Genomic DNA, 24,332 nt, shown 5'->3' with positions numbered 1-24,332 from the left:
CACGACACGTTATTCCCTGCTGCGCAGATAGAAGGAGTTTTCATGAAAGTATGGCCCGTGGTAACCGGTGTGGCCGTCGCGTTGGCCCTGGTTGCCTGTAAGTCCCCCACGCCGCCGAAGGGCGTGCAGCCGATCGCAGGCTTTGATGGCCGCCGCTATCTGGGCAAATGGTACGAAATCGCCCGCCTGGAAAACCGCTTCGAACGCGGGCTTGAGCAGGTGACCGCCACCTACAGCACGCGTAGCGACGGGGGCATCGGGGTACTCAATCGTGGTTATGATCCGCTGAAAAATCAGTGGCAAGAGAGCCAGGGGAAAGCGTACTTCACCGGCGCGCCCAGCATCGCGGCGCTGAAGGTCTCGTTCTTTGGCCCATTTTATGGTGGCTATAACGTGATCAAGCTTGATGAGGACTATCAGTACGCGCTGGTCAGCGGCCCTGACCGCGACTATCTGTGGCTCCTCGCGCGTACGCCCACCATTCCAGAAACGGTGAAACAGGATTACCTTCAAGCCGCCCGCGCGCTGGGCTTCCGGGTCGATCGGCTGGTGTGGATAAAACAGTAACATCCTGCCGGGGAGGTCCAGGCGCTGGCAACCCGGTTACCGAATACCCGCTGCCCGGCCATTCCAACGTTCAGGGGGCGATAAATGAAGCGCTTCCTGCAACCTCAGGAAGCCGAGTCTGGTTTCAGCGCGCCGGCTGCGCATGGGCACTCTGCCGTCATCCTATTTTGTTCGCCTCTGTTTTGCCCGATGGCGGAGGGAACCGCACACCAGCGACATCGCCGCGGCAATTTCCCTCACTCCGCCGCCAACCACATATCCGCCTCTTCGAACATCTCCTGGACCGTGCGGCTGATCTGTTCTTTTTCGTGCTTGCTGGCATCCGTATTGATGGCGGGGAGGGTCATCATGGGTTTCACGCGCACATCGGCATCAGGAAAGATCCGCTGAATGCGTTTTGTTAATTCCGCCGCAATCGTCTCTTTCGCCCCGGTCAGCCCCTCAAAATTGCGCTTGTCATAAATCAGTTCTACAAACATCCGTCATCTCCTTAAGATAATCGCTGGAGGTACTTATACTGTATCCATGTACAGTGTCAAGCGATGTCCTGAGTGTGTGCATAGATGGGATGCTGTGATGCTCGCCTTTGCTGATCTCCGGGAGGCTATATGGACGGCAGGGCAAGAAAAAACAAAATTCTGGCTTAGCGCGAACCGAACCGCTCTTTTAACTTTGGTCTTCATTCTACTGTTGGGCGAATCCACCAGGATCTAAATTCTGAAAAAAATAATTACAAAAATTGACAGTTGCCTCACATTTGCATGAGATTTAAACTTCAGTTGCAACTTATGGATGATCTTTTGATTATGGGAAGAAAAATGAAAAAAAGTACTGTTGCAGTAATGATGATGGCCGCTCTTTCCGGAACGGTTTATGCGGAGTCAACGCAGTTTGTCCCGAATTTCTCTGCGGAAAGTTTTACTGTATCGACCTCCGCAGGGGTGCTCAGTGGGAAATCTCATGAGATGGTTTATGACGCGGATACAGGTAGAAAAATCAGTCAGCTAGACTGGAAAATAAAGAATGTTGCCATTCTGAAAGGCGACATCTCCTGGGATGCGTACTCCTTTCTGACGCTGAACGCTCGCGGCTGGACCTCTCTGGCTTCAGGATCCGGTCATATGGATGATTACGACTGGATGAATGACAACCAGTCGGGATGGACAGACCACTCATCCCACCCCAGCACGAATGTCAATTATGCCAATGAATACGATCTCAATGTCAAAGGCTGGATATTCCAGGACCAACGCTATAAAGCGGGTGTAATCGCAGGTTATCAGGAAACACGTTTCAGCTGGACGGCGACCGGTGGTTCTTACAACTATGATAACGGTGCTTCCACTGGCAATTTCCCAACCGGTGAGCGGGGGATTGGTTACAGTCAGCGGTTCTCGATGCCATACATCGGTCTTGCGGGTCAGTATCGTATTAATGATTTTGAATTTAATGCCTTGTTCAAATTCAGTGATTGGGTCCGGGCACATGATAACGATGAACACTATATGCGGGATCTGACCTTCCGTGAGAAAGCAACTAATTCGCGTTATTACGGTACGTCGATTGATGCCGGATATTACGTCACGCCTGATGCCAAAGTTTTTGCCGAATTCACATACAGCAAATATGAAGAAGGCAAGGGCGGCACTCAGATTATTGATACCAACAGTGGCGAGTCGGGCTCAATTGGTGGCGACGCTGCTGGCATTTCAAATAAAAACTATACCATTACAGCTGGTCTGCAATATCGATTCTAAGTCGTTATCGCTCGTCGGGATACCTGCTGTTGAACATAAAGCCCCTTATGGGGCTTTATGTTTTGTATGTCGGTGTAAACAACATTACCTGACGGACGTCCCAGGACGTGATATCAGTTCGACGCCAGCTACCCGCGATGAAAAGACGTTGAGGTGTTCAGCGCGCCTGGTGTCACTGAAACCACCTGACGTGGAAACTGCAAATCGTTTTTTGAGCGGCTGATGGCGTTTTCCTTGCTACGTGCAGGTTAACGTGCTCCCGGATACCCCGGCATTGTTGGCAGTAGAAAATTTTCAATGCAGACCTTGAAAATTTTCGCGAAGGTATTATTTTATTTTACGGACAAGCAATGCTTGCCTCTATGTTGAGCTTTTGAATTGAAATTCAGGAGGTTAATTATGGCACTCAGAACCTTGTCAGCACTCCCTGTATTTGCTGATTCAATTTTTTCAGACCGCTTTAATCGTATCGACAGGTTGTTTAGTCAGTTAACGGGTGATTCGCCAGTTGGGACTCTTCCTGCTTATGACCTGAAAAGAGTGGACGAGAGCAACTATCTTTTGAGTGTAAGTGTGGCTGGCTGGAAAGATGATGAGCTCGAAATAGAGACCGTCGGTGGTAACCTGCATATATCGGGTAAACGTTCTGAGAATGAGTCGCAGAATAACCAGGACTGGATATATAAAGGAATACACCGTGCGGATTTTAATCTGAGCTTCTCACTGCCTGAGCACGCTAAAATCAAAAGCGCGAAGCTGGAGAATGGACTCTTACAAATCTCGATTCATCAGGAGATACCGGAGAGCGAAAAACCACATAAAATCGCCATTGAAAATAATCACAGAGTGATAGAGCATAAAGTTTGATCTATACGCTGTGAGTTGATCTGCACCAGGCCCGCCTTTGCGGGCCTTTTTCGTAGAGGGCTCATGACCTGACTGGCGACATATAACTGTAAGTACCCCGCAAAAACGCAGCATTCTTTTTTAGTGATTTTTCGGGATATTGTTTATGTCCCTGAGAGGGTGCAGAAGATCTTCGTTGAAATCGGGACGGCAGGCCGAACGGTGGGCTATTGTATCTACACGCGAGACATAACGGCACGATCAGGAAGCCAAAAGCAGAACGCCCCCTGGTGCAATCAGCAGCAGGGGGCGCTTACGGGTGGGGATTATCGTCGTTCATCAGTCATCCCATTTATGGCTTAGATACGCGGCAAGAAAACCAAAGAACAGAATCGTTCCCAGTACTGCCATGAATACATGCATATTTCCCAGCATGATTAACCTCCATGAGTTTTTTGGTGTGCGCTAAGTCGTCCTTATTGAACAGGGTTTACGGTTGTTGAATGAATCATAACCAGGTCAATCTAAACAATTAATTAACAAGGTAAACTTTTTCATCTGTAAATAAAGAATCACCAGGGACCGTACGGCAACCGACGGGCATGGTGCGGCCAGACGACCAGAATCGCGGCATGGGTTTTTCGGCCAGCAACGCTACCGCGCGGTTGGCGATGTTTTTTCAACCGCGGTGCTGGAAAACTGCTTCCGGTACTGCGACGGGCTGAGGGCGAACTGCTGGCGAAAGTGGTGCCGCAGGGTGCTGGCATCGGCAAAACCGCTGAGTTCGGCGATTTTCTCCACGCTGATGCGGCTGTGGGTAAGATGCTGTCTCGCGCGCTGCAGGCGTTCATCCAGCAGCCAGCGGGCAGGGGTTTTGCCGGTAGCGGCCTGAAAGCGGCGTAAAAAGGTGCGCGGACTCATTCCCGCCCGCTGGGCCAGAGACGCCACGGTATGGCTGGCGGCAAGGTGCTGGTGCAGAAAATCGAACACCAGCCCCAGCCGCTGGCTTTCCCGCGCCTGAGCGACGGGGCGGACAACCTGCTGCGCCTGCGCGCCATCGCGGTGAGGGGAAACCACCAGGCGTCGGGCTACCGTATTCGCGGCCTCAATGCCATAATCTTCGCGTACCAGATGCAGGCATAAATCGATCCCGGCGGCGCTGCCTGCGGAGGTCATCACTCCGTCTGCGCCGACATACAGTACATCGGCGACCACCTCGACCCCTGGAAAGCGCTGGCGCAGCTGGTCGGTATAGCGCCAGTGGGTTGTCGCCCGGCGGCCATTGAGTAACCCCGCCGCCGCCAGCACAAATACGCCGGAGCAGATGGAAATAATCCGGCAGCCGCGGGCATGGGCCGCGATTAACGCGGCGCACAGGGCGGCGGGAACCGGGGAGTCAATCCCGCGCCAGCCGGGCACCACAATGGTGTCTGCTTCACTAAGCAAATCCATACCGCCATCGGTCACCAGGCTGATCCCGCCGGTGGCCCGCAGCTCGCCCCCATCCACCGCGGCTACCGCGAACCGATACCAGCGCTCGCCCATCTCCGGGCGGGGCAGGCCGAAGACCTCCACCGCAATACCAAACTCAAAAGTACATAAGCCGTCATAGGCCAGGGCAACGACGCGGTGGCCTTTTTGTGACACCGTCACGGAGTGGTTTGTCAGGATTTCAGCGTTTTCTGTCATGGTTGTCGGCAGATGAGAGGTCAGCGGATTCAGTAAATTAGTGGTACCACAGACAAGGAGAATACGCCATGAGTGTTGTAACCGCATTTGCCCCCGCCGCTGCAAATCAAGCCGCCGCGTGGTTTCGGCAAAAACTGAGTTTTGAAACCGACTGCGCGGATGTCTATAGCGCAATGCGCGACGGCGAGGTCGATTTTGTTCTGCTGCACGTTGTCGGTAGCGCGGAAACCTTTGCCCGACGCCATCTCCCCGGGGCGCTGCATCTGCCCCATCGCCAGATCGATGCCGCCAGATTGGCGCACTGGCCGCAAGAAACGCTGTTCGTGGTTTACTGCGCGGGGCCGCATTGCAACGGCGCGGACATCGCCGCTTTAAAACTGGCCGGGCTGGGGCGACCGGTGAAAATAATGCTGGGCGGTCTGACCGGCTGGCAGGATGAGGGGCTGCCGTTCGCCGAATAAGCCGACAAGCGATCGGTTTGCCGCGGGCGAGCCGATCGCTACATGAATTTATTTCACATCCCATGAATTATTCTCGTTTGCTGACCGCGCCGCCGCATGCCAGTATCTGGACATATAGACATCCAGAAGTCCAAATATTCAAATAATGAACTATCACGGTAGGCAACTAACCCTGCTTCCCGCTAAGGAGACCCCATGCAACGTCAACAGGCCCCGTTCCGCGCGGATATCGTCGGCAGTTTTTTACGTCCGGATGCGATCAAACTCGCGCGCCAGCAGCTGGCCGAAGGCGCCATCGATGCGCAGCAGCTGCGGCAGATCGAAAATGAGGCGATCCGCCAGTTGGTACAGCAGCAGTGCGACTGCGGCCTGCACGTGGTCACCGATGGCGAGTTTCGCCGCGCGTGGTGGCACTTTGATTTCTTTGATGGTTTACAGGGCGTAGAGCGCTACGATTCCGATAAAGGCATCCAGTTCAACGGCGTGCAGACGAAAGCCCACGGCATTCGCGTCACCGGGAGGCTGGCCTTTGGCGATCACCCGATGCTGGAAGATTTCCGCTACCTGAAAAGCATCAGCGGCGACGCCCAGCCGAAAATGACCATCCCGAGCCCAAGCGTGCTGCACTTCCGCGGCGGGCGCAAAGATATTGACGCCACGGTTTACCCGGATCTGACGGACTATTTCGACGATCTGGCGACCACCTGGCGCGATGCGATCCGCGCCTTCTACGATGCCGGTTGCCGCTACCTGCAGCTGGACGATACCGTCTGGGCCTATCTGTGTTCCGATGAGCAGCGCCAGCAGGTACGCGAACGCGGCGACGACCCGGACGAGCTGGCGCGGACCTATGCCCGGGTGCTGAATAAGGCTCTGGAAGGGAAGCCGGATGATTTAACCATCGGCCTGCACGTCTGTCGCGGTAACTTCCGCTCCACCTGGATCTCGGAAGGGGGTTACGAGCCGGTGGCGGAAGTCTTGTTCGGCGGCGTTAACGTCGATGCCTTCTTCCTGGAATATGATAACGACCGCTCCGGCGACTTCGCGCCGCTGCGCTTTATCCGCCCGGGCAAGCAGCAGGTGGTGCTGGGACTGATCACCACTAAAAACGGCGAACTGGAAAACCCGCAGGGGGTGAAAGCGCGTCTGCAGGAGGCGGCGCAATATGTCTCGCTGCAGCAGATCTGCCTCAGCCCGCAGTGCGGCTTTGCCTCGACGGAAGAAGGTAACGCCCTGACCGAAGCCCAGCAGTGGGATAAAGTCCGCCTGGTCACCGGGATCGCCGCCCAGGTCTGGTAACCGCTCTTCATAGCGCAGCGTTGCACCTTTTTGAGGCAACGCTGCCTGCCGGTATTTTCTCTCCTGCGCCACGCCGCGCCTTCCCGCCGCCAGACAACCTGGCACCGTTTTTGCCTTATCACTTCCGGCTAGTCGTTAATTCATTTTTTGTTTTTGCGATATTCAGGAGTGAATCATGCAGCGTCGAACATTATTAAAAGCTTTCGCACTCTCCGCCTCTGTCATCAGCATGGGCTACTCGTTCCAGGTTTACGCCGCCGACACCATTAAGGTCGGCATTATGCATTCGCTCTCCGGGACGATGGCGATCTCCGAAACGCCGTTGAAAGACGTTGCGCTGATGGCGATTGACGACATTAACGCCAGCGGCGGCGTGCTGGGGAAAAAACTCGAACCGGTGGTGGTCGACCCGGCGTCAAACTGGCCGCTGTTCGCGGAAAAGGCGCGTCAGCTGCTGACCCAGGACAAAGTGGCGGCGGTTTTTGGCTGCTGGACGTCGGTCTCGCGCAAGTCGGTCCTGCCGGTATTTGAAGAGCTCAACGGCCTGCTGTTCTATCCGGTGCAGTATGAAGGCGAAGAGATGTCGCCGAACGTCTTTTACACCGGCGCGGCACCCAACCAGCAGGCGATCCCGGCGGTGGAATATCTGCTGAGCGAAGATGGCGGCGGGGCGAAGCGTTTCTTCCTGCTGGGCACCGACTATGTCTATCCGCGTACCACCAATAAGATCCTGCGCGCTTTCCTGCATGCGAAAGGGATTCAGGATAAAGATATCGAAGAGGTGTACACCCCCTTCGGCTACAGCGACTACCAGACTATCGTCGCCAATATTAAGAAATTCTCGGCCGGCGGCAAAACCGCGGTGGTCTCCACCATCAACGGCGATTCCAACGTGCCGTTCTATAAAGAGCTGGCAAACCAGGGCCTGAAGGCGACCGATGTGCCGGTCGTGGCCTTCTCGGTGGGCGAAGAGGAGCTGCGCGGTATCGATACCAAACCGCTGGTAGGCAACCTTGCGGCGTGGAACTACTTTGAATCGGTTGATAACCCGACGAATAAACAGTTCGTTGCCGACTATCGCGCCTATGCCAAAGCCCATAAGCTGCCGAACGCCGACACCGTGGTGACCAACGATCCGATGGAAGCGACCTGGGTGGGGCTGCATATGTGGGCCCAGGCGGTGACCAAAGCCGGTACCACGGATGTTGATAAGGTGCGGGATGCGATGGCCGGGCAAACCTTCAACGCGCCGTCAGGTTTCACCCTGACGATGGACGCCACCAACCACCATCTGCATAAGCCGGTGATGATTGGTGAAATTGAAGGCAACGGCCAGTTTAACGTCGTCTGGCAGACCGATGAGCCGGTACGTGCCCAGCCGTGGAGTCCGTGGATCGCCGGTAACGATAAGAAGCCCGATCATCCGGTGAAAACCGCCGCCAATTAAGCGCATCTCTCCCGGGCGCGGCGTGAGCGCCTTGCCCGGGCTGCATCACCGTAGCCCCGGTCAGCGCGACCGGGGATGTCCCGGATCCCCGCGCTATCTTCGTCAGCGTTAACGGGGAGATGACACACACAAGGAGAGACTCATGAGCACATGGCGCATGTTGGGTTATTACCTCGCGCTACTGGTGTTGATAGTGCCGTGGCGGGCGCAGGCAGCGGACGCGGATGATTTTGTGGCGGCCAACCGCACTCAGCAGGCGCGCCTGCTGGAGCAGTGGGCCGCCGCGCCGGACGCGCAGCGGCTGCCGCTGCTGCGGGCGCTGAAAGCGGAAACCCTGGTGGCGGACGAAGGCGGCCACGCCTTCAGCCAGCAGCAGGCGCTGGGGGCCGCCCCGGCGCCACAGGGCAGCACAAAACCGGTGCGTCTCACCAACCGCTTGCGTAATCTGGTCGCCGGCGCGCTGGCGACGCATCTGCTGGTCAGTGACAGTGTCACTGAAAGGGCGGCGGCGGCGAAAACATTGCAGCGGGAAGCCACCCCGGAAATGGACGGACTATTGCAGCAACGGCTGACGGTAGAAACCGACGAGGGGGTCAAAAGCCAGCTGGAAATTGCGCTGGCCCGTCTGCAGCTTGCCAGTCCGGACAGCGCCCGGCGGCTGGCCGCCGTTGAACGACTCGGGCACTCGGTGGACCCGGAAACCCAGGCTCTGCTGATCCCCTATACCGATCTGCACCATGAGCCCGATGCCCGGGTGCGCGAGGCGGCGGCGAAAAGTCTGAGCCAGATTAAACAGCGCCTGCTGCTCGGCGATATTCTCGGTCAGGCTTTTATGGGGCTATCGCTGGGTTCGGTGCTGCTGCTGGCGGCGCTGGGGCTGGCCATTACCTACGGGCTGCTGGGGGTGATCAATATGGCGCATGGCGAAATGCTGATGATCGGCGCCTACAGCTGCTGGCTGGTGCAGCAGGCGCTCGCCCAGCTGGCGCCGCAGTGGCTGGCTTTTTATCCGCTGATTGCGCTGCCGGTGGCATTTTTGGTTACCGGCGGTATCGGCATGGCGCTCGAGCGCACCATTATCCGCCACCTTTATGGTCGTCCGCTCGAGACCTTGCTGGCGACATGGGGCATCAGCCTGATGCTGATCCAGCTGGTGCGCATGCTGTTCGGCGCTCAGAACCTTGAAGTGGCGAACCCGGCGTGGCTCTCCGGCGGCCTGCAGGTTCTGCCGAACCTGATCCTGCCGTGGAACCGCCTGGCGGTACTGGGATTCGTGCTGCTGGTGCTGTTCTTTACCTGGCTGATTCTGAATAAAACCCGACTGGGGATGAACGTGCGGGCGGTGACGCAGAACCGGGCGATGGCGGCCTGCTGCGGCGTGCCGACCGGGCGCGTGGATATGCTGGCGTTTGGCCTCGGTTCCGGGATCGCCGGGCTGGGGGGCGTGGCGCTGTCGCAGCTTGGCAACGTCGGGCCGGAACTCGGCCAGGGCTATATTATCGACTCCTTCCTGGTGGTGGTGCTCGGCGGCGTTGGCCAGCTGGCGGGGAGCGTGGTGGCCGCCTTTGGCCTCGGCATCTTCAATAAAATCCTCGAACCGCAGCTGGGAGCGGTATTGGGCAAGATCCTGATCCTGGTGCTGATCATCCTGTTTATTCAGAAACGTCCGCAGGGCCTGTTTGCCTTAAAAGGGAGGGTTATTGACTGATGAGCCAACCAATTACCTTAACATTGGCGCGTAAGGCGCCGCGACCGCTGCAATGGCTCGGCGTACTCCTGGTGCTGGGGTTGTTAAGTATGCCGTTTCTGGCGCTGCTGCCGCAGTCGCATCCGCTGGCGGTCTCGAGCTGGCTGTTGACCCTCACCGGAAAAATCCTCTGCTATGCCATCGTGGCGGTGGCGCTGGACCTGGTCTGGGGCTACGCCGGGATGCTGTCGCTGGGCCACGGAATTTTCTTCGCCCTCGGCGGCTATGCGATGGGGATGTATCTGATGCGCCAGGCGGCGGGGGACGGCCTGCCGGCGTTTATGTCTTTTCTGTCATGGGATGCGCTGCCGTGGTTCTGGTGGGGGACGCAACATTTTGCCTGGGCGATGCTGCTGGTGGTGCTGGTGCCGGGGCTGCTGGCGCTGGTGTTCGGCTGGTTTGCCTTTCGCTCGAAAATCAAAGGGGTCTATTTCTCCATCATGACCCAGGCATTGACCTATGCCGGGATGCTGCTCTTCTTCCGTAACGAAACCGGCTTTGGCGGTAACAACGGTTTTACCGGATTCACCACGCTGCTCGGCTTTTCCATCACCGCCACCAGCACCCGCGCGGCGCTGTTTATGGCGACGGTGCTGCTGCTGTTGCTGACGTTATGGATCGGCTATCTGCTGGCGAAGAGTAAATTTGGCCGTATTTTAACCGCGGTGCGCGACGCGGAGAACCGTCTGATGTTCTGCGGTTACGACCCGCGCGGGTTCAAGCTGCTGGTGTGGACGCTGTCGGCGGTGCTGTGCGGGCTGGCGGGGGCGCTGTACGTCCCGCAGGTCGGGATCATCAACCCCAGCGAGATGTCGCCGACTAACTCGATCGAAGCGGCAATCTGGGTGGCGCTCGGCGGTCGCGGCACCTTAATCGGCCCGGTGCTGGGCGCCGGTCTGGTCAACGGCGCGAAGAGCCTGTTTACCGTCGCCATGCCGGAGTACTGGCAACTGTTCCTCGGGCTGATTTTTATCATCGTCACGCTATTTTTACCGCGCGGGGTGATCGGCCTGCTGCGCAAAGGAGACCGCTGATGCAACCGGATGAAGGTTTGTTTACCCGCCAGCAGCCGACGGACCGCTTTCGCGAGCAGACCGACCCGGTGCTGCAACTGGAGAAGATCAACGTTAATTTCGACGGTTTTCAGGCGCTGACGGACCTCTCGCTGGAGATTGGCGTTGGCGAACTGCGGTGCGTGATCGGGCCGAACGGCGCCGGGAAAACCACCCTGATGGATGTGATCACCGGCAAAACTCGCCCGCAGAGCGGCCGGGCGTTGTACGACCAGTCGATAGATTTAATCGCGCTGGACCCCATCGCCATCTCCCGCCAGGGGATCGGGCGTAAATTTCAGAAGCCGACGGTGTTTGAAGCGCTCAGCGTGGCGGAAAACCTCGAACTGGCGCTGAAAGGCGATAAATCGGTCTGGGCCAGCCTGCGGGCGCGGCTGAACGGCGAGCAGGAGGATCGCATCAGCGAAATCCTGCGCCTGCTGCGGCTGGATGCCGAACGCGCCCGGCCGGCGGGGCTGCTTTCGCACGGGCAAAAGCAGTTTCTCGAGATCGGCATGCTGCTGGTGCAGGAGCCGCATCTGCTGCTGCTGGACGAACCTGCCGCCGGGATGACCGATGCCGAAACCGAGTACACCGCCGAGCTGTTTCGTACCCTTGCCGGACAGCACTCCCTGATGGTGGTGGAACACGATATGGGCTTTGTTGAAACCATCGCCGACCGGGTGACGGTGCTGCATCAGGGGCAGGTGCTGGCGGAGGGTTCGCTGCGCGAGGTGCAGGCCAACGAGCAGGTGATTGAAGTTTATCTCGGGCGTTAAGGAGCGCGGATGCTACAGGTTAATGAGTTACATCAATATTATGGCGGCAGCCATATTCTGCGCGGGGTGAACTTTGCGGCTCGGCAGGGGGAAATTACCTGCCTGCTGGGGCGCAACGGAGTGGGGAAAACCACTTTACTGAAGTGCCTGATGGGGCTGCTGCCGGCGCGCAGCGGCGAGGTCATCTGGCAGGATAAACCGATCACCCAGCGTAAACCCCACCAGCGCGTCCAGGCCGGGATCGCCTACGTCCCGCAAGGGCGTGAGATCTTTCCCCGTCTGACGGTGGAAGAGAACCTGCTGATGGGCCTGTCGCGTTTTCCGGCCAAAGAGGCCAGCCAGGTACCGGAGGAGATTTACCAGCTATTTCCGGTACTGAAAACTATGAAGCAGCGCCGCGGCGGCGATCTCTCCGGCGGCCAGCAGCAGCAGCTGGCTATTGGCCGCGCGCTGGCCAGCCGCCCGCAGTTGCTGATTCTTGATGAGCCCACGGAAGGTATTCAGCCCTCGGTGATCAAAGAGATTGGCGAGGTGATTCGTCAGCTGGCGAACCGTGGCGATATGGCGATTCTGCTGGTCGAGCAGTTCTACGATTTTGCCGCCGAGCTGGCGGACCGCTATCTGGTGATGTCGCGCGGGGCGATTATTCAGCAGGGAAAGGGCGCGGATATGGAAGCGGAAGGGGTGCGCGGCATGGTGACAATCTAAAACGCCGGAAAGCTACGGGCTTTGCCGCTTGCGGCACAGCCCGTGTGCCGCTGAGATGCCTCATGATGAACCGGTATCTGTTCGCCATTTATTCTGTAATAAGAGCAAAGTCCAGAATATTTCATTTTCCGTCGTGCAATCTGCTTATCTATCTGCTTTCTCTAAGATGACTCCGCTGATGACGGCGCTGTTTTTGCGCCACCGTTACCTCGCGCGCCTCCGGAATAAACCAGGTTTCTATCCTGTCTTTTAGTTCTCTTATATTATTTTACCCTGCCTGATATCGTTCTTTCGGTTAATTAAAGAAGGCGGGTGGGCAGTTATTGTGAGTTATTTTAGGAATTTTCAGTGTTTTAATGATTTGTTGTTTATATGTGTGCTGGGTATCGATATTCGCCATATATTGTAAGAGATAAACCACTTCGCTGTTGTGAGAAAAGATAGTTAAGCTGCGAATTTAACAGCGAAACCAGCGCTAAATACTGAATGTTGATTTTTATCGAATAAAATGGTTGTTGAGTTGTTTATTTATTATGAAAGCACGCGGTGAGAATAATACTTCGCTGTGGCAACGTTACGCTGAAAAGCACTGCCACGAATGCCTGATTTATAAACGATTAGTACTCCTTTTATCTTCTTTTCTTGTCATTAATGATCGGTCATAACGATCGTTAATTGTTAAGTGATAGTTTTTGGCTATTAACTAAGATGAAATCGATCGATTATAAATATTAGCTGCCGACAGAATTATCAGGCTATTCTTCTGTCGCCCGGAGAATATCAATGAGCGAAAGATTAATTCTTTCTGTGAATATATTTTGGGCGACATATAAATTTAAATATTGAATGATGGTTAAATAAGGAAACTGGTAATGCTAAATCGTGTTTATGACAAGTATCTGGCTGCTTATACCTGTGTCGCTGGATGCATTCATGATTTCAAACGTAATGAAAAAGGCGTCACCGCCGTTGAGTACGCGATTGTCATCGCTGGCGTGGCCGCCGTTGTCGCCACTATCTTCGGTGCGGATGGAACCGTAGAAAAATTGTTGGATGGGATTTTTGATAATATCGAAACTAAGGTTAATAGCTCTATGCAACTTGGCGGTGGCGGTACCCCTGCGCCATAAGTCTTTGCACGCTCATTAATGGTTTTAATACGGGCATAGCAGGACGCGATGTCCGTATTTGTGAATTCCGGATACATGGTTACTGTCAACGCAAAGTGGAAAACAATGAATATGAAAAGAGGCGGTCTGCTGGTTTATGTGGTGATGATCGTTGTCGGTATTCTGGGGCTGTTTTTCTATTTTAACCAATCCCACCCGGCGGCCCTTCCGCAGGCCAGCCAGCCAGAAAAAAAACCGCAGCAGACCATCAGCGTGGCGGTGGCCGCCCGAGATTTAGACGCCAGCACGGTATTACGGGCCGGGGACTTTCAGATTAAAACTGTCACGGTTGAGGTCGGTAGTAGCGACGTCCAGTTTAATCTCGTCGGTAAAAGCCTCGATAACTGGGCGTTAAAAAGCGCGGTGTCGGCGAATTCATGGATTTTGCCGGGGTTACTGGCGGAACCGGGCAGCAATGAATACCTGACCCTGTTTTTACAGCCGGGAAATATTCTCTACACCTTCGAGCTGAATAAATCAGACAACTATTTATTAAACAACGTCAAGGCCGGGCAGGGCGTGGATATTTATCTCTCCTATCGCCGGATATACCCCAAACATGAAGATACCCTGGAAGTGGGCGCCGACCAGTCCCGGGAAAAAAATCAGCTTTATAACCGTCTGAAACCGCTGATGGGCAATAAGCGGGTGCTGGCGATTCGCCCGGCCAAAACGGTGGTCAATAACGGCGTCAGCGTGGTGGAAAAGGGTAGCCAGCTGGTCGTGGAGTTGCAGGACCGCGAGGTCAAGATGCTGAAAGGGCTGGGTGGCGAGCTGGCGAATGTTCTCCTGTTCCCGGCGGCAACCTCCCCGGAGGGGAAATCGACCATTGCGCTCCCATCGCTGGAGGCGACATGGCCGGTCAGTGACGATGTGATTTTTAATCTACCTCCCGTTCCTGCAAAGCTCGCCAGCGAAATTAACGAGCTGCGAGGTTAAACCGTCGCCTGACCTCGGGCGGCTTATATGCACCATGGAACCCCGGATACAGGGATATTTTAAAACATGACTCAACGTTTGTTCTGCATTAAAAGGCTGTTTGTGCTGCTGGTGTTTTGCGCGTTTTCCCTGGGGGTGAAGGCTGAGGTGGTCAATCTCAAACCCGGGCAATCGAAAACGCTGCGCTTTGGCAGCGCCGTTAATACGGTGTTTGTGTCAGACCCGACCGTTGCCGATTACAAAATCGTCAACGATAAAAATATCGTGCTGTATGCCCGCAAGCTGGGCAGCACCGAACTGGTGGTCTATGGCGCGCAGGCGAAAATCCTGATGAATCTCAGCGTGGATGTTGACCCTTTTCTGAGCGACATTCGCCAGCGCGTGGCGCGTGAATACCCCGGCAATACGGTGGAGGTGAAACGCTTCCAGAATGCCGATAAAGCCACGTGGATCCTGAGCGGCACGGTGCCCGATGAAGAGACCCGCGACGGGGTCTATCAGCTGGTCGGCAGCCTGGTGGGATCCGGAGATGGCGGCGGGAAAAGCAACGGCGGCAGCGACAGCAGTGAAAACACCCGTTTTGCGGTCGCCAAAGTCTATGACAACGTGATTAACCGCTTACAACTCCCGTCCTCGAACCAGGTCAACGTCAAGCTGACCGTGGTGGAGGTCAGCAAAGAGTTTACCGATAACCTGGGCATCGAGTGGAGCAGCCTGACGCTGGACAGCATTATCAGCAGCGGCAGCAGCGTGAACAGCCCCGGGATGTTCAATTTGCTCGGCTTCCGCCGCGGTTTTGACGCCGGAAATATCAGCACCCTGATTAACGCCGTCAAAAATGACGCTATCGCCCGGGTGCTGGCGCAGCCGAACCTCACCGTGCTTTCCGGAGAGTCCGCCAGCTTCCTGGTGGGCGGCGAAATTCCGATTATGGTGAAAGATCAGGACTCGGTCACCGTGCAGTATAAAGAGTACGGTATTCGCCTGAATATCACCGCTAAGGTCGAAAAACGGCAGAAGATACGCCTGTATGTCTCCAATGAGTTAAGCAGCGTCACCGGCTCATACGCCTATAACGACTATCAGATCCCCACCATGCGCACCCGACGTTCCAGCTCAACCATCGAGCTGGCGGATGGCGACAGCTTCGTCATCGGCGGCTTATTAAGCGAGGCGGATAAAGAGTCGCTCACCAAAGTGCCGTTTATCGGCGATATCCCGGTTCTGGGGGCGCTGGCCCGCAGCTCGATGACCGAAAGAAGCAAAAGCGAACTGGTGGTCTTCGCCACGGTGAATCTGGTGAAGCCGCAGCCAGAAGCGGCGGCCCGCAAGATGTCGTTGCCGTCCTTTCACCGCAGCTCGGTGGAAAAACTGTTCTTCAACGTCGGTGTCGACCAGAAAATGCGCGAAGAGCGTTTAAATAGTGATGCCGGACGCTTTCTGGAACAGGGCGGCTTTGCCCGCTAACCGCCTCGCGTCATTAAAATATTCTGGAGTGAAAGATGAAGTTGTTTTCGGATGCCAAAAAGAAAAGCGAGCCAGAAGTCGCGCATAAAGCGAAAAAGGGGGCCGGGCAGTCAATTATGGTCATCTCCCCCGATAAAGAGATGCTCTCTGATATTAGCAGTTTGTTATTAATCAATAACTTTAATAACATTATTAGCCACCCGTTGGATTTTTTTGCGCTGCAGGACGACAGCATTTTACGCGGCGCCGCGACGGTGATTATTGATATCGGCAACTGCAATGACGTCACGCTGATATGTGAAACGGCTACGCTGCTGATTCCTGCCAGCGCACGTCAGGTCTTTTTAGGCCACAACGATTCCATCGCTTTCGCTCAGGCGCTGATGAGCGCCGGCGTCTGCTACCTGCATATCCAGTCCCAGCTGGCGCAGCTGGCCGGGCAGCTTCAGCAGCCTGACAGCGTGCTGGCGCCGCGTAGCATGATGAAAATCAGCCTGCTGGGCTGTAAAGGCGGCGCGGGCACCACTACCGTAGCCTGGCAGCTGTTTCAGGCCATCGGTATGCAGACATCGATCCCGTCTCTGCTGGTGCAGGGCGCCAGCGGCAGCCGGGATCTTGATTTAATGACCTCCCGCACGTTGCCCAGAGACGGGGCGATCACGGCGATGGGGCCCCATCAATCCGCGCGAATTGAACCGCTGGATGCTGCCTGGACCTATGAGGATAGTCACTTTAATCCTTTCAATCTGGTGATGTTCGATCACGGCGTCTACGCCCAACCCTATGAGCATCTTGAGACGGTCTTTACGCACTCCAGCACCTTGATTCTGGTGGTCAACCGCGATCTAAGCGCGCTGCGGGTGGCGAAGTATCTGCTGGATGAGAAACAGCGCGTTGACCTGTCGCGCGGCGGCAAAGAGCTGCGGGTCTTCATCTGTCTCAATGAGAATCACCCCGCGCACGGCGATGAGCTGCACAATGACGATATTGAGCAGTATCTGGGGTGCCCGCTGGCGGTGATCAATCCGTGGAACGTTAAGAAAAACCAGCCGCTGTCGGCCACCCCGCTCTGGCGTTTTGCCGCGCAGAGCCTGCTGGGTAAAGCCGAAGCTGAGGCGGCAAAGAGGAGGTTATTTTCATCGTTATTCACATTACGTCCCGACCGTAAATCATAGCGGATGGCGGACTTCGCCGCACGGCGGGGACATAACTTTTAAGGATAACGAAAGCGATGGATACGGAGAGCTTTGAATCACTGCTCTATTTTCGCGAGCAGGTGCTGAAGAGCGTCGATTTAGAACGGGTTGACGCGCTGCGTCACGACCGCGAGGCGTTGTTTCGTGAAATCAGTGAGGTGATTACGCGGCAGGTAAATAGCAGCGGCAGGTATTTATCCACCCGCGCCAGCCACGATCTGTGTGAGCTGGTTACCGATGAGATCACCGGCTACGGCCCGCTGCGGGAATTAATGGAAGACGACACCATCAGCGATATTTTGGTTAATGGTCCGGATCGCATTTTTGTCGAGCGCTTCGGCAAACTTGAACAGGTTGATAAACATTTTCTCAATAACGATCAGCTCACCGATATCGCCCGGCGGCTGGTGTCCAGAGTGGGGCGTCGGGTGGATGATTCCCAGCCGCTGGTGGACGCAAGGATGCCGGACGGCAGCCGTCTGAACGTGGTGATTGCGCCGGTGGCGCTGGACGGCGCGTCGATCTCCATTCGTAAGTTTGGCAAGGGAAAGAAATCGCTGGCGGACCTGGTGGAGTACGGCAGCATGAACGAAATGATGGCTAATTTTTTGGTCATCGCCAGCCGCTGCCGGGTCAACATTATCGTCTCCGGGGGGACGGGGTCGGGGAAGACCACGCTGCTTAACGCGATGTCGCAATACATCAATGAAGACGAACGGGTGCTAACCCTGGAGGATGCCGCGGAGCTGCGTTTGCAGCAGCCGCACGTGGTTCGTCTTGAGACGCGGATGGCCGGTTCAGAAAACCAGGGCGTGGTGAATATGCGCCATCTGGTGGTGAACGCGCTGCGTATGCGCCCGGACCGGATCATCGTCGGCGAATGCCGCGGCGAGGAGGCGTTTGAGATGCTGCAGGCCATGAACACCGGTCACGACGGTTCAATGTCCACCCTGCACGCCAACTCGCCGCGCGACGCGCTGGCGCGTCTGGAAAGCATGATCATGATGTCCAGCGCCTCGCTGCCGCTGGCGGCTATACGCCGCAATATCGCCTCGGCGGTCAACATCATCGTCCAGGTATCGCGCCTGCCGGATGGTTCGCGCAAGGTTATCAATATCGCCGAGGTGATGGGCATGGAAGGGGACAATATTATCCTGCAGGACATCTTCAGCTTCGGCGCCGAAGCGGATCGCAACGAGTACGGGAAGATTCAGGGAACGTTCACCTGTTTTGGGCTGCTGCAGCGTTCGGCGGTTTACCGCCAGGCGCTGGTGCATGGCCTGCTTGAACCTTTAAAACAACTGTTCGGGAACCGGATGCCATGATGATGATCATTTTTAGCTTTCTGCTGCTGGCAGGGGTTATCCAGCTGGGGCTGTGGTATCGCCAGCAGAAGCGCATGCAGCGTTTGCAGCAGGCAGATGCTGCCCGCAATCGGGTGGAGATGACGAGGCGACTGCTGCGTCACCCGCTGGGCGGCTGGTTATCGCGCGTTATGGGCGATATGTGTCTTCATTTGCTGGGCAAACAGCGCAGTATCGCCTTGCGCCACGGGCTGATTCTGCTGCTGGTCCAGGCCGCCAGCCTGTACGTTAACCAGAATTACCTGAACCTGAGTCCGGTCATTATCCATCCGGCATGCTTTGCGCTGACCCTGTATGGTCTGTATCTCAACAGCAAGAAAAAAATGCGCCTGCAATTTGATGCTCAGTTTTCGGAGGCGTTGAATATTATTAACAGCTCCATCCGCGCCGGCAACTCCGTTATTCAGGGGATAGAGCAGTGCGGGCAAAAGATTGACGGCGCGCTCGGCGATGAATTCCGACAGATAGCGCAGCGTCTGGAAATTGGTGAAGATGCGGAAAACGTTTTTATGGCCTCGTGGCGGCGCCTGCCGTTTAGTGAATACTACTTTTTCATCATTACCGTACAGCTGAACATGAAAGGCGGGGGGCAGGTCAAAGAGGTGATGTCGCGTCTTGGTTCGCTGATCTCGAACGCCCGGGTGCTGGAGAAGAAAAAGTATGCCATGACGTCGGAAGTCCGCATGTCGATTAAGATCCTGACGGCTATTCCCATTTTTTTCTTTTTCTTCCTGAAATATCAGTCGCCGGCTAATTTCGACATTTTACTGCACCACCCGACGGGCCAGCTGATGCTCTATTACGCCATTTGCAGCATTCTGCTGGGTCTGCTGATTGTCTGGATGATGATGAATAAAATATAGGTGGCATATGTTTTATATTATTGCGCTGACGCTGCTGGTTTTGGGCGCCGGAGGGTTAACGCGGGTCTGGCTGTTGAAACGGCGCCGGGAGCGTCTTTATCACCTGCTGGAGCAGAGTAGCCAGCAGTACGCTTTTACCCCGCAGGATAATACGACGCCGGTTGAGCGGATAATGAGGAAAACCAGTCGGCTGGTCTCCTGGACCGCGATGCTGGATAAAAATATTGTCGCTAAAACGTTAACCGTCGTCGGCGCGACGCTACTGCTGGTGTTAATTGATACGTCCGGGATATATATATTTTCCCGCGAGGTTCTATTTCTCTGCATTTTAGCCTGTGTGGTGGTGGTTATTTTGTTACCGAATCTGGTAAAGGAAATGACTATTAAAAAGCATATGAAAAGGATTTCTGACGACCTGCCGTTTGTTATCGATATGCTGGCGGTTTGCGTACAGTCCGGAATGACCATTGAAAAAGCCTTACGCTATATCGCCGATAATACCTATGCCATTAATCCCAATATCGCCACCCTGTTCGACAGGGCGATGCTCAAAACGGAGGTGAACGGTATTAACGCCGCCCTCGAGCAGCTCTATGAGGAGGTGCCGGGGACCGAAGTCAGAATGCTGTGCTCGACCTTACAGCAGAGTATTAAATACGGCTCTTCGATATATCAGGTACTGATCGATCTCTCTAAAGAGATGCGCGAGCTGCAGCTGCTGAATACGGAGGAGAAGGTGGCCAGCCTGTCGGCAAAAATGACGTTGCCGATGATCGCTTTCATCATGTTTCCACTGTTGGTCATCGTTGCGGGACCGGGGTTTATAGGGATGGTGTCAATGTGGTCAAATTAATCTATCGTGCGGCGTTTCTGGCGCTCTTTGTGCTGAGCGGCTGCCAGAATCAAACCGGCAGCGGCGAACTGAATGATAGTCAGCGTGAATATATTCTCAGTAAGGTCAATAACTATAACGGCTTGATCAAGCTCTACCGTGAAAAGCTCAGCCGCAAGGAAGATCAGGATACCCGTTACCGGCTGGCGGAATACTATTATCTGGCGGAAGATTTCGACTCTTCCCGCCAGTATCTGCAGCCGCTCATCGCTAACAATCCTGATGAGCGGGCGTTATTGCTGGCAAGTAAAAATCTAATGGAGCTCGGGAGTTATAGCGAAGCGCAGGCGGTGGTCTCCCGTGTGATCGGGCAGAACCCTAAAAGCGGTGAAGCCTGGAATATGCAGGGTATCCTGTTGGCGCAGGATGGCGATTTTACCGGCGCCGCCCGGGCGTTTAATCAAGCGCGGCAGCGCTTTGTTGATGACGATATCGTGATTAACAATCTGGCGATGCTGGCCATCATGCAAAACGATTACGCCACTGCCCGAGATTATCTTTTTTCTCTCTATGGCAGGGGGCATGCGAGCCAGAAAGTTCTGCATAACCTCGTCTACGTGCTGGTGAAGCTCCAGGATTTCAATGCTGCCGAAAGTATCCTGCAGCAGGAAAAGATGGCCGACCGTAGCGAAGGGCTGATGGAAGCCCTGGCGAAAGTGAATCCGCGTCCGCAGGTGCGGTCCGCTGCGCCCTCGGCTCCGGCTCCGCTGTCGATAGCGAAAAGCGCTGCGCTGCCGATGAAGACTGCCGCGCAGGCCGGCGTAGCGCTGCCGTTGGTGCGCACGACTGTCGCCCAAGCTACGCCGGTCCCCGCTGAGGATGAGATCGCCCGGCTGCTGGATAATCAGCCGACGGCGAAGCCGGCAGGGCTGCCGGAAAAGGCCTCCCTGTCGTTAACCCGCGGTCTGAAAGACGTTTCTGCGGTTCGCTCCGGGCGTCATCCCGGCTATTTCCGCATGACCCTGGAGTCGCGGCAGGCGATTAATTTCCGCGAGCTGCCCAGCGCGGATAAAAATAAGCGTATTTTTGAATTACACAATGTCAGACTGGGGCCCGCGTTGCTGCGGGCGGCTAATGATATTCCCAGAGAATACCCTAACATCAGCAAATTGACGTTTTATCAGAATCAGACGGATGCTGTTTTAATCGAGTTTGAATTCACCCATTCGCTGGCAAAAACGAAAGTATTCCGCCTGGCCGCCAACAGGGTCCCCGGGGAACGACTGATATTTGATATTTATTATGGCTGAACCGCGTAGCCTGTTTTTATACGGAAATCATTATTATGAAAATTTATGAATACCAGAATCTGCTGGTGCAGGTACCGGCGGGCGTTTCGCATCTGATGATTGGCGCGGACGGCGTGCTGCGCGGCTACCGCACCAGGCCGGATACGTCGCTATCCCGGCCGTGGGAGAGCGGTGAAAGTATTATTCCGGCCGTGCTTAACTGGGAGAAATCACTCTCTGAGATTGCCGCGCTGCGGGAATATTCGCCGATTATTATCCATGAGTTTGCGCCGCCCGGTACCGAACGTTTCCGCGCCGGCGATAAATATACGCTGCATGCGGCCATCAATGAAGAACTCTGTTTAACCTCAGAGGTTCATGCGGTGGTCAGCTGCTATACGCCGGGCATGAAGCCGTGGTGCCAGATATTAAAACTGAAAGTCGAAGGGCTCTCTATCGACAATATCTTACTGGCAAATGTTAAAGAAGTTCTTCATGACCTGAAAGTCACAGATTAATCATAACGGGATAAAACCACAGGAGAAAATAATGGCTGAAATGGAAAAGTTGCTGGATGGGCTGGTCAACCTCGATGGCGCGCTGGGTGCCGCGCTGGTGGATGCGCGTAATGGCATGCTGTTGCACGGCGTGGGTTCCGCCGGTCTGGATATCGAAATTGCCGCGGCGGCCATTACCGATGTCCTGCGCGCCAATATCAAGATGCTGAAGTTAATGGCCAGCGGGGATGAGGTGGAAGACATCCTGATTACGCTGGGCAAGCAGTATCACATACTGCGGCCGGTGAAGGCGGTGGACGGCGTGTTCGTTTATACCATTCTCGATCGCCGCAATGGCAATCTGGCGCTGGCCAGACGCAAAGTGACGGATGTCGAAGAGGCGATCGTCATTTTATAAGTCGCTCCGCCTGCGCCAAGCGGGCGGAGGAGATAAGGTTCGGGATGATGAAAGACTATAAGGTGATCCTGGTAGGGCGCAGCGGTTCGGGTAAGACCACGGCTATCCGCAGCGTCAGTGAAATCAACGTCGTGTCAACGGACGTGCGGGCAACCGACCGCATCGTCACGGCGAAAGAAACCACCACCGTGGGGTTTGACTACGGCGAGCTGACTATTCCCGGAGGGCAAAACCGGATGCGGCTTTATGGCGCCCCGGGGCAGGAACGCTTCACGTTTATGCGCGAGATCCTCGAACGTGGCAGCGTGGGTATCCTGCTGCTGGCCGATAATCAGCGGCCCGCAGCGCTGGAAGAGACTCGCGGCTGGCTGCGGGCGCTGAAATCCGGCCCGCTGGCGGGGAATGCGACCGTGCTGCTGGGCATTGTGAAGTGTGATTTATCCCCTTTACCCGATATTGAACAATACCAGCGGCTGCTGCGGGAAGAGGGGCTGCGCTTTCCCGTCGCTACGCTGGATGCACGCAGCCCGGAAAGGGTCTTACTCCTGCTGAAGGTGCTGTTTTGCCAGCTTGAGCGTGCCAGAAATAATGAAGAGGTGTATTCCTGATGACAAGCATACTTCCTTTTGCCATTGAAGATGCCGGTACCCTGTCTACTGAACTCAGTCAGCGAATTCAGCAACTGCTGCTGGAGTTTGCCCAGGCCCATCCCATCATGGGGGAGCTGCTGGTGGCGACCGCCGATGGTTACGAAGTCGCGGCGGTTCTCAAAGAAGAGGATCCCGGGCGGCTACATAAAATCGCGGCGATGACCAGCTCTCTGCTGGGGGTTGGCGTCGCCATGCTGAATGAAATTGACGCCGGGGAGCAGAAGGCCATTACCATCGAGGGTGCGCGAGACAATATTCTGCTCTGGCAGCTTGCCACGCAGCATTTTCCCTTGTGTCTGACCGTCGTGGCCTCCGCGCAGGAGCCCCTCGGGCAGCTTTTCTGGCTGCTGCGTCAGCTGGCGGCGGGCATTGCTGACATTTGCCAGACGCAGCCAGATCGCCAGCCGCCACAGGAATATTATTATGAGTGATCCGTTAACGATGTCCCTGGCCGTCAGATTATGTTGTGCGGATATGAGCTGTGGGTTTATTTCCGTTGCGCCGGTGCTGGGTAACCGGGAGGAGTTAATTCAGCTGCGCCTGATCTGGTATCACCAATGGCTGTTTCCTCTGAGTCGCCATTTGCAGCAAGAGACGCAAATCCCCGACGATATTTTTGCCCATCGGCTGATGCAGGCGGTGGAATTAACGGCCGCGGATATTCTCAGCGATGCAATTGCGTTGGCTCCGGTACTTTACGATCGCGACAGCCGAATTATGGACAGCGTAACCCATTATTTTTCCTGGCTACCGGCGTGCGCCGTGTCGGGCTCTGACACTAATGAACTGACGGCACCAGATAAGCGCTCAGCGGAATAAAACGTTTCTCTGTTAAATAGCGTGAGGTGAGCGAGGGATTATCGTGGATATCGTATGGCTATTGACCGCCGGAATCAGCGGAGTGCTTATCTATATCTGCTATATGGATATACGCTGGCGTCGGATACCTAACCGGGCCACGCTGCTGATACTGCTGCTCTCATGTCTCGCAGGATTTGCTCATATGCCTTATCCGGCGTTCATTCTCCCCGGCATACTGCTGGCGCTGGGGTTTATCGCCGCGACGGCGAATCTGGTAGGCGCCGGCGATATTAAGCTGGTCTGTGCGCTGGCGGTGGCGTTGTCAGCCTCGGAGACCGGGGATTTTTTACTGCTGACCGCCGTCGCCGGCATTCCGCTCTCGGTTGCCAGCCTGCTGTACTTTTATTTCTTCGCCCGCGACAAACGCGCGACGGTGCCATATGCGCTGGCCATCAGCTGCGGCTACTGGCTCCAGGTATGGGTATAACGATTGGT

27 protein-coding genes are annotated in these 24,332 nt (G+C 55.6%); 24 read left to right on the top strand and 3 right to left on the bottom strand.

Annotation, left to right across the window (positions count from 1 at the left end; genetic code table 11):
- Positions 1–42 precede the first annotated feature (42 nt).
- Positions 43–567 carry an outer membrane lipoprotein Blc gene (gene blc / locus EDF73_RS21745; protein ID WP_132731122.1) on the top strand — a complete coding sequence of 175 codons (525 nt, stop codon included), beginning with the start codon at positions 43–45 and terminating at the stop codon, positions 565–567.
- Between the two features lie 236 nt (positions 568–803).
- On the opposite strand, the gene EDF73_RS21740 is transcribed toward blc, so the two are convergent.
- Positions 804–1,046 (bottom strand): DinI family protein, encoded by a 243-nt coding sequence (locus tag EDF73_RS21740; protein ID WP_132731121.1) that lies wholly within the window; start codon positions 1,044–1,046, stop codon positions 804–806.
- Between the two features lie 339 nt (positions 1,047–1,385).
- On the opposite strand from EDF73_RS21740, the gene EDF73_RS21735 reads away from it, so the two are divergent.
- Together EDF73_RS21735 and EDF73_RS21730 are read left to right on the top strand one after the other, a co-directional pair.
- Complete coding sequence (locus tag EDF73_RS21735; protein ID WP_132731190.1) at positions 1,386–2,324, top strand: omptin family outer membrane protease; 939 nt, start codon at positions 1,386–1,388, stop codon at positions 2,322–2,324.
- Positions 2,325–2,723: 399 nt separating this feature from the next.
- Complete coding sequence (locus tag EDF73_RS21730) at positions 2,724–3,191, top strand: Hsp20 family protein (RefSeq protein ID WP_132731120.1); 468 nt, start codon at positions 2,724–2,726, stop codon at positions 3,189–3,191.
- Between the two features lie 318 nt (positions 3,192–3,509).
- Here EDF73_RS21730 and mgtS read toward each other — a convergent pair whose 3' ends face one another.
- Both mgtS and ftrA read right to left on the bottom strand, forming a co-directional pair.
- Positions 3,510–3,605, bottom strand: coding sequence for a protein MgtS (gene mgtS, locus EDF73_RS21725; RefSeq protein WP_004102377.1), 96 nt, complete (start codon positions 3,603–3,605; stop codon positions 3,510–3,512).
- A gap of 219 nt (positions 3,606–3,824) precedes the next feature.
- Positions 3,825–4,859: a transcriptional regulator FtrA gene (gene ftrA, locus EDF73_RS21720; RefSeq protein WP_132731189.1), complete on the bottom strand. Its 1,035-nt coding sequence runs from the start codon at positions 4,857–4,859 to the stop codon at positions 3,825–3,827.
- 68 nt (positions 4,860–4,927) lie between these two features.
- Between ftrA and EDF73_RS21715 the strand changes: the two genes are divergently transcribed.
- The 21 genes from EDF73_RS21715 to EDF73_RS21615 all read left to right on the top strand — a co-directional run bounded on the left by EDF73_RS21715 (position 4,928) and on the right by EDF73_RS21615 (position 24,324).
- Positions 4,928–5,320 (top strand): rhodanese-like domain-containing protein, encoded by a 393-nt coding sequence (locus tag EDF73_RS21715; protein ID WP_132731119.1) that lies wholly within the window; start codon positions 4,928–4,930, stop codon positions 5,318–5,320.
- A 195-nt stretch (positions 5,321–5,515) separates the two neighbouring features.
- Entirely contained in the window at positions 5,516–6,619 is a 1,104-nt protein-coding gene (locus tag EDF73_RS21710) for a cobalamin-independent methionine synthase II family protein (RefSeq protein ID WP_132731118.1), read from the top strand.
- Positions 6,620–6,794: 175 nt separating this feature from the next.
- Positions 6,795–8,066: an urea ABC transporter substrate-binding protein gene (gene urtA, locus EDF73_RS21705; protein ID WP_132731117.1), complete on the top strand. Its 1,272-nt coding sequence runs from the start codon at positions 6,795–6,797 to the stop codon at positions 8,064–8,066.
- A gap of 142 nt (positions 8,067–8,208) precedes the next feature.
- Positions 8,209–9,774, top strand: coding sequence for an urea ABC transporter permease subunit UrtB (gene urtB, locus EDF73_RS21700; RefSeq protein WP_132731116.1), 1,566 nt, complete (start codon positions 8,209–8,211; stop codon positions 9,772–9,774).
- Positions 9,774–10,847 carry an urea ABC transporter permease subunit UrtC gene (gene urtC, locus EDF73_RS21695; protein WP_132731115.1) on the top strand — a complete coding sequence of 358 codons (1,074 nt, stop codon included), beginning with the start codon at positions 9,774–9,776 and terminating at the stop codon, positions 10,845–10,847. The genes urtB and urtC overlap by 1 nt, the downstream gene beginning before the upstream one ends.
- The gene (gene urtD / locus EDF73_RS21690) at positions 10,847–11,644 is read left to right on the top strand and encodes an urea ABC transporter ATP-binding protein UrtD (protein WP_132731114.1); all 798 of its coding nucleotides are present in this window, start codon (positions 10,847–10,849) and stop codon (positions 11,642–11,644) included. The genes urtC and urtD overlap by 1 nt, the downstream gene beginning before the upstream one ends.
- Before the next feature lie 9 nt (positions 11,645–11,653).
- The gene (gene urtE, locus EDF73_RS21685; RefSeq protein WP_132468062.1) at positions 11,654–12,352 is read left to right on the top strand and encodes an urea ABC transporter ATP-binding subunit UrtE; all 699 of its coding nucleotides are present in this window, start codon (positions 11,654–11,656) and stop codon (positions 12,350–12,352) included.
- An 872-nt stretch (positions 12,353–13,224) separates the two neighbouring features.
- Positions 13,225–13,482, top strand: coding sequence for a Flp family type IVb pilin (locus EDF73_RS21680; protein WP_050460892.1), 258 nt, complete (start codon positions 13,225–13,227; stop codon positions 13,480–13,482).
- Between the two features lie 105 nt (positions 13,483–13,587).
- The gene (locus tag EDF73_RS21675; RefSeq protein WP_032687570.1) at positions 13,588–14,460 is read left to right on the top strand and encodes a hypothetical protein; all 873 of its coding nucleotides are present in this window, start codon (positions 13,588–13,590) and stop codon (positions 14,458–14,460) included.
- 66 nt (positions 14,461–14,526) lie between these two features.
- Positions 14,527–15,927: a pilus assembly protein N-terminal domain-containing protein gene (locus tag EDF73_RS21670; protein ID WP_132731113.1), complete on the top strand. Its 1,401-nt coding sequence runs from the start codon at positions 14,527–14,529 to the stop codon at positions 15,925–15,927.
- Positions 15,928–15,962: 35 nt separating this feature from the next.
- The gene (locus EDF73_RS21665) at positions 15,963–17,102 is read left to right on the top strand and encodes a hypothetical protein (protein ID WP_132731112.1); all 1,140 of its coding nucleotides are present in this window, start codon (positions 15,963–15,965) and stop codon (positions 17,100–17,102) included.
- Between the two features lie 56 nt (positions 17,103–17,158).
- The gene (locus tag EDF73_RS21660; RefSeq protein ID WP_132731111.1) at positions 17,159–18,448 is read left to right on the top strand and encodes a CpaF family protein; all 1,290 of its coding nucleotides are present in this window, start codon (positions 17,159–17,161) and stop codon (positions 18,446–18,448) included.
- On the top strand, positions 18,445–19,350 hold the full coding sequence (locus EDF73_RS21655) for a type II secretion system F family protein (protein ID WP_132731110.1): 906 nt from the start codon (positions 18,445–18,447) through the stop codon (positions 19,348–19,350). The genes EDF73_RS21660 and EDF73_RS21655 overlap by 4 nt, the downstream gene beginning before the upstream one ends.
- A gap of 7 nt (positions 19,351–19,357) precedes the next feature.
- Positions 19,358–20,203: a type II secretion system F family protein gene (locus EDF73_RS21650; RefSeq protein ID WP_132731109.1), complete on the top strand. Its 846-nt coding sequence runs from the start codon at positions 19,358–19,360 to the stop codon at positions 20,201–20,203.
- Positions 20,191–21,492, top strand: a complete 1,302-nt coding sequence (locus EDF73_RS21645; RefSeq protein ID WP_132731108.1) for a tetratricopeptide repeat protein — start codon at positions 20,191–20,193, stop codon at positions 21,490–21,492. Before EDF73_RS21650 ends, EDF73_RS21645 begins: the two co-directional genes overlap by 13 nt.
- A gap of 35 nt (positions 21,493–21,527) precedes the next feature.
- Entirely contained in the window at positions 21,528–21,989 is a 462-nt protein-coding gene (locus EDF73_RS21640) for a hypothetical protein (RefSeq protein WP_132731107.1), read from the top strand.
- Positions 21,990–22,020: 31 nt separating this feature from the next.
- Positions 22,021–22,386, top strand: coding sequence for a roadblock/LC7 domain-containing protein (locus EDF73_RS21635; RefSeq protein ID WP_132731106.1), 366 nt, complete (start codon positions 22,021–22,023; stop codon positions 22,384–22,386).
- 44 nt (positions 22,387–22,430) lie between these two features.
- Positions 22,431–22,994 carry an ATP-binding protein gene (locus tag EDF73_RS21630; RefSeq protein ID WP_243655245.1) on the top strand — a complete coding sequence of 188 codons (564 nt, stop codon included), beginning with the start codon at positions 22,431–22,433 and terminating at the stop codon, positions 22,992–22,994.
- Positions 22,994–23,467 (top strand): roadblock/LC7 domain-containing protein, encoded by a 474-nt coding sequence (locus EDF73_RS21625; protein ID WP_132731105.1) that lies wholly within the window; start codon positions 22,994–22,996, stop codon positions 23,465–23,467. The genes EDF73_RS21630 and EDF73_RS21625 overlap by 1 nt, the downstream gene beginning before the upstream one ends.
- Positions 23,460–23,855: a hypothetical protein gene (locus EDF73_RS21620; RefSeq protein WP_132731104.1), complete on the top strand. Its 396-nt coding sequence runs from the start codon at positions 23,460–23,462 to the stop codon at positions 23,853–23,855. The genes EDF73_RS21625 and EDF73_RS21620 overlap by 8 nt, the downstream gene beginning before the upstream one ends.
- Positions 23,856–23,898: 43 nt before the next feature.
- A complete protein-coding gene (locus EDF73_RS21615; RefSeq protein WP_132731103.1) occupies positions 23,899–24,324 on the top strand; it encodes a prepilin peptidase in 426 nt (141 codons plus the stop codon).
- Positions 24,325–24,332: the final 8 nt, after the last annotated feature.

It is taken from the genome of Klebsiella sp. BIGb0138 (genome assembly GCF_004342285.1).
Taxonomy (GTDB): domain Bacteria; phylum Pseudomonadota; class Gammaproteobacteria; order Enterobacterales; family Enterobacteriaceae; genus Klebsiella.
This window is presented reverse-complemented; position numbering and strand designations above follow the sequence as displayed.

Bases quoted from the DNA above. Each gene is read 5' to 3' on its own strand.
- urtE (WP_132468062.1), top strand. From the start codon at position 11,654: ATGCTACAGGTTAATGAGTTACATCAATATTATGGCGGCAGCCATATT.
- EDF73_RS21650 (WP_132731109.1), top strand. From the start codon at position 19,358: ATGTTTTATATTATTGCGCTGACGCTGCTGGTTTTGGGCGCCGGAGGG.
- EDF73_RS21655 (WP_132731110.1), top strand. From the start codon at position 18,445: ATGATGATGATCATTTTTAGCTTTCTGCTGCTGGCAGGGGTTATCCAG.
- EDF73_RS21715 (WP_132731119.1), top strand. From the start codon at position 4,928: ATGAGTGTTGTAACCGCATTTGCCCCCGCCGCTGCAAATCAAGCCGCC.
- ftrA (WP_132731189.1), bottom strand. From the start codon at position 4,859: ATGACAGAAAACGCTGAAATCCTGACAAACCACTCCGTGACGGTGTCA.
- urtC (WP_132731115.1), top strand. From the start codon at position 9,774: ATGAGCCAACCAATTACCTTAACATTGGCGCGTAAGGCGCCGCGACCG.
- EDF73_RS21680 (WP_050460892.1), top strand. From the start codon at position 13,225: ATGCTAAATCGTGTTTATGACAAGTATCTGGCTGCTTATACCTGTGTC.
- EDF73_RS21735 (WP_132731190.1), top strand. From the start codon at position 1,386: ATGAAAAAAAGTACTGTTGCAGTAATGATGATGGCCGCTCTTTCCGGA.
- EDF73_RS21625 (WP_132731105.1), top strand. From the start codon at position 22,994: ATGACAAGCATACTTCCTTTTGCCATTGAAGATGCCGGTACCCTGTCT.
- EDF73_RS21730 (WP_132731120.1), top strand. From the start codon at position 2,724: ATGGCACTCAGAACCTTGTCAGCACTCCCTGTATTTGCTGATTCAATT.
- blc (WP_132731122.1), top strand. From the start codon at position 43: ATGAAAGTATGGCCCGTGGTAACCGGTGTGGCCGTCGCGTTGGCCCTG.
- EDF73_RS21635 (WP_132731106.1), top strand. From the start codon at position 22,021: ATGGCTGAAATGGAAAAGTTGCTGGATGGGCTGGTCAACCTCGATGGC.
- urtB (WP_132731116.1), top strand. From the start codon at position 8,209: ATGAGCACATGGCGCATGTTGGGTTATTACCTCGCGCTACTGGTGTTG.
- EDF73_RS21640 (WP_132731107.1), top strand. From the start codon at position 21,528: ATGAAAATTTATGAATACCAGAATCTGCTGGTGCAGGTACCGGCGGGC.
- EDF73_RS21675 (WP_032687570.1), top strand. From the start codon at position 13,588: ATGAATATGAAAAGAGGCGGTCTGCTGGTTTATGTGGTGATGATCGTT.
- EDF73_RS21630 (WP_243655245.1), top strand. From the start codon at position 22,431: ATGATGAAAGACTATAAGGTGATCCTGGTAGGGCGCAGCGGTTCGGGT.
- urtD (WP_132731114.1), top strand. From the start codon at position 10,847: ATGCAACCGGATGAAGGTTTGTTTACCCGCCAGCAGCCGACGGACCGC.
- EDF73_RS21670 (WP_132731113.1), top strand. From the start codon at position 14,527: ATGACTCAACGTTTGTTCTGCATTAAAAGGCTGTTTGTGCTGCTGGTG.
- EDF73_RS21710 (WP_132731118.1), top strand. From the start codon at position 5,516: ATGCAACGTCAACAGGCCCCGTTCCGCGCGGATATCGTCGGCAGTTTT.
- mgtS (WP_004102377.1), bottom strand. From the start codon at position 3,605: ATGCTGGGAAATATGCATGTATTCATGGCAGTACTGGGAACGATTCTG.
- EDF73_RS21665 (WP_132731112.1), top strand. From the start codon at position 15,963: ATGAAGTTGTTTTCGGATGCCAAAAAGAAAAGCGAGCCAGAAGTCGCG.
- EDF73_RS21740 (WP_132731121.1), bottom strand. From the start codon at position 1,046: ATGTTTGTAGAACTGATTTATGACAAGCGCAATTTTGAGGGGCTGACC.
- urtA (WP_132731117.1), top strand. From the start codon at position 6,795: ATGCAGCGTCGAACATTATTAAAAGCTTTCGCACTCTCCGCCTCTGTC.
- EDF73_RS21620 (WP_132731104.1), top strand. From the start codon at position 23,460: ATGAGTGATCCGTTAACGATGTCCCTGGCCGTCAGATTATGTTGTGCG.
- EDF73_RS21660 (WP_132731111.1), top strand. From the start codon at position 17,159: ATGGATACGGAGAGCTTTGAATCACTGCTCTATTTTCGCGAGCAGGTG.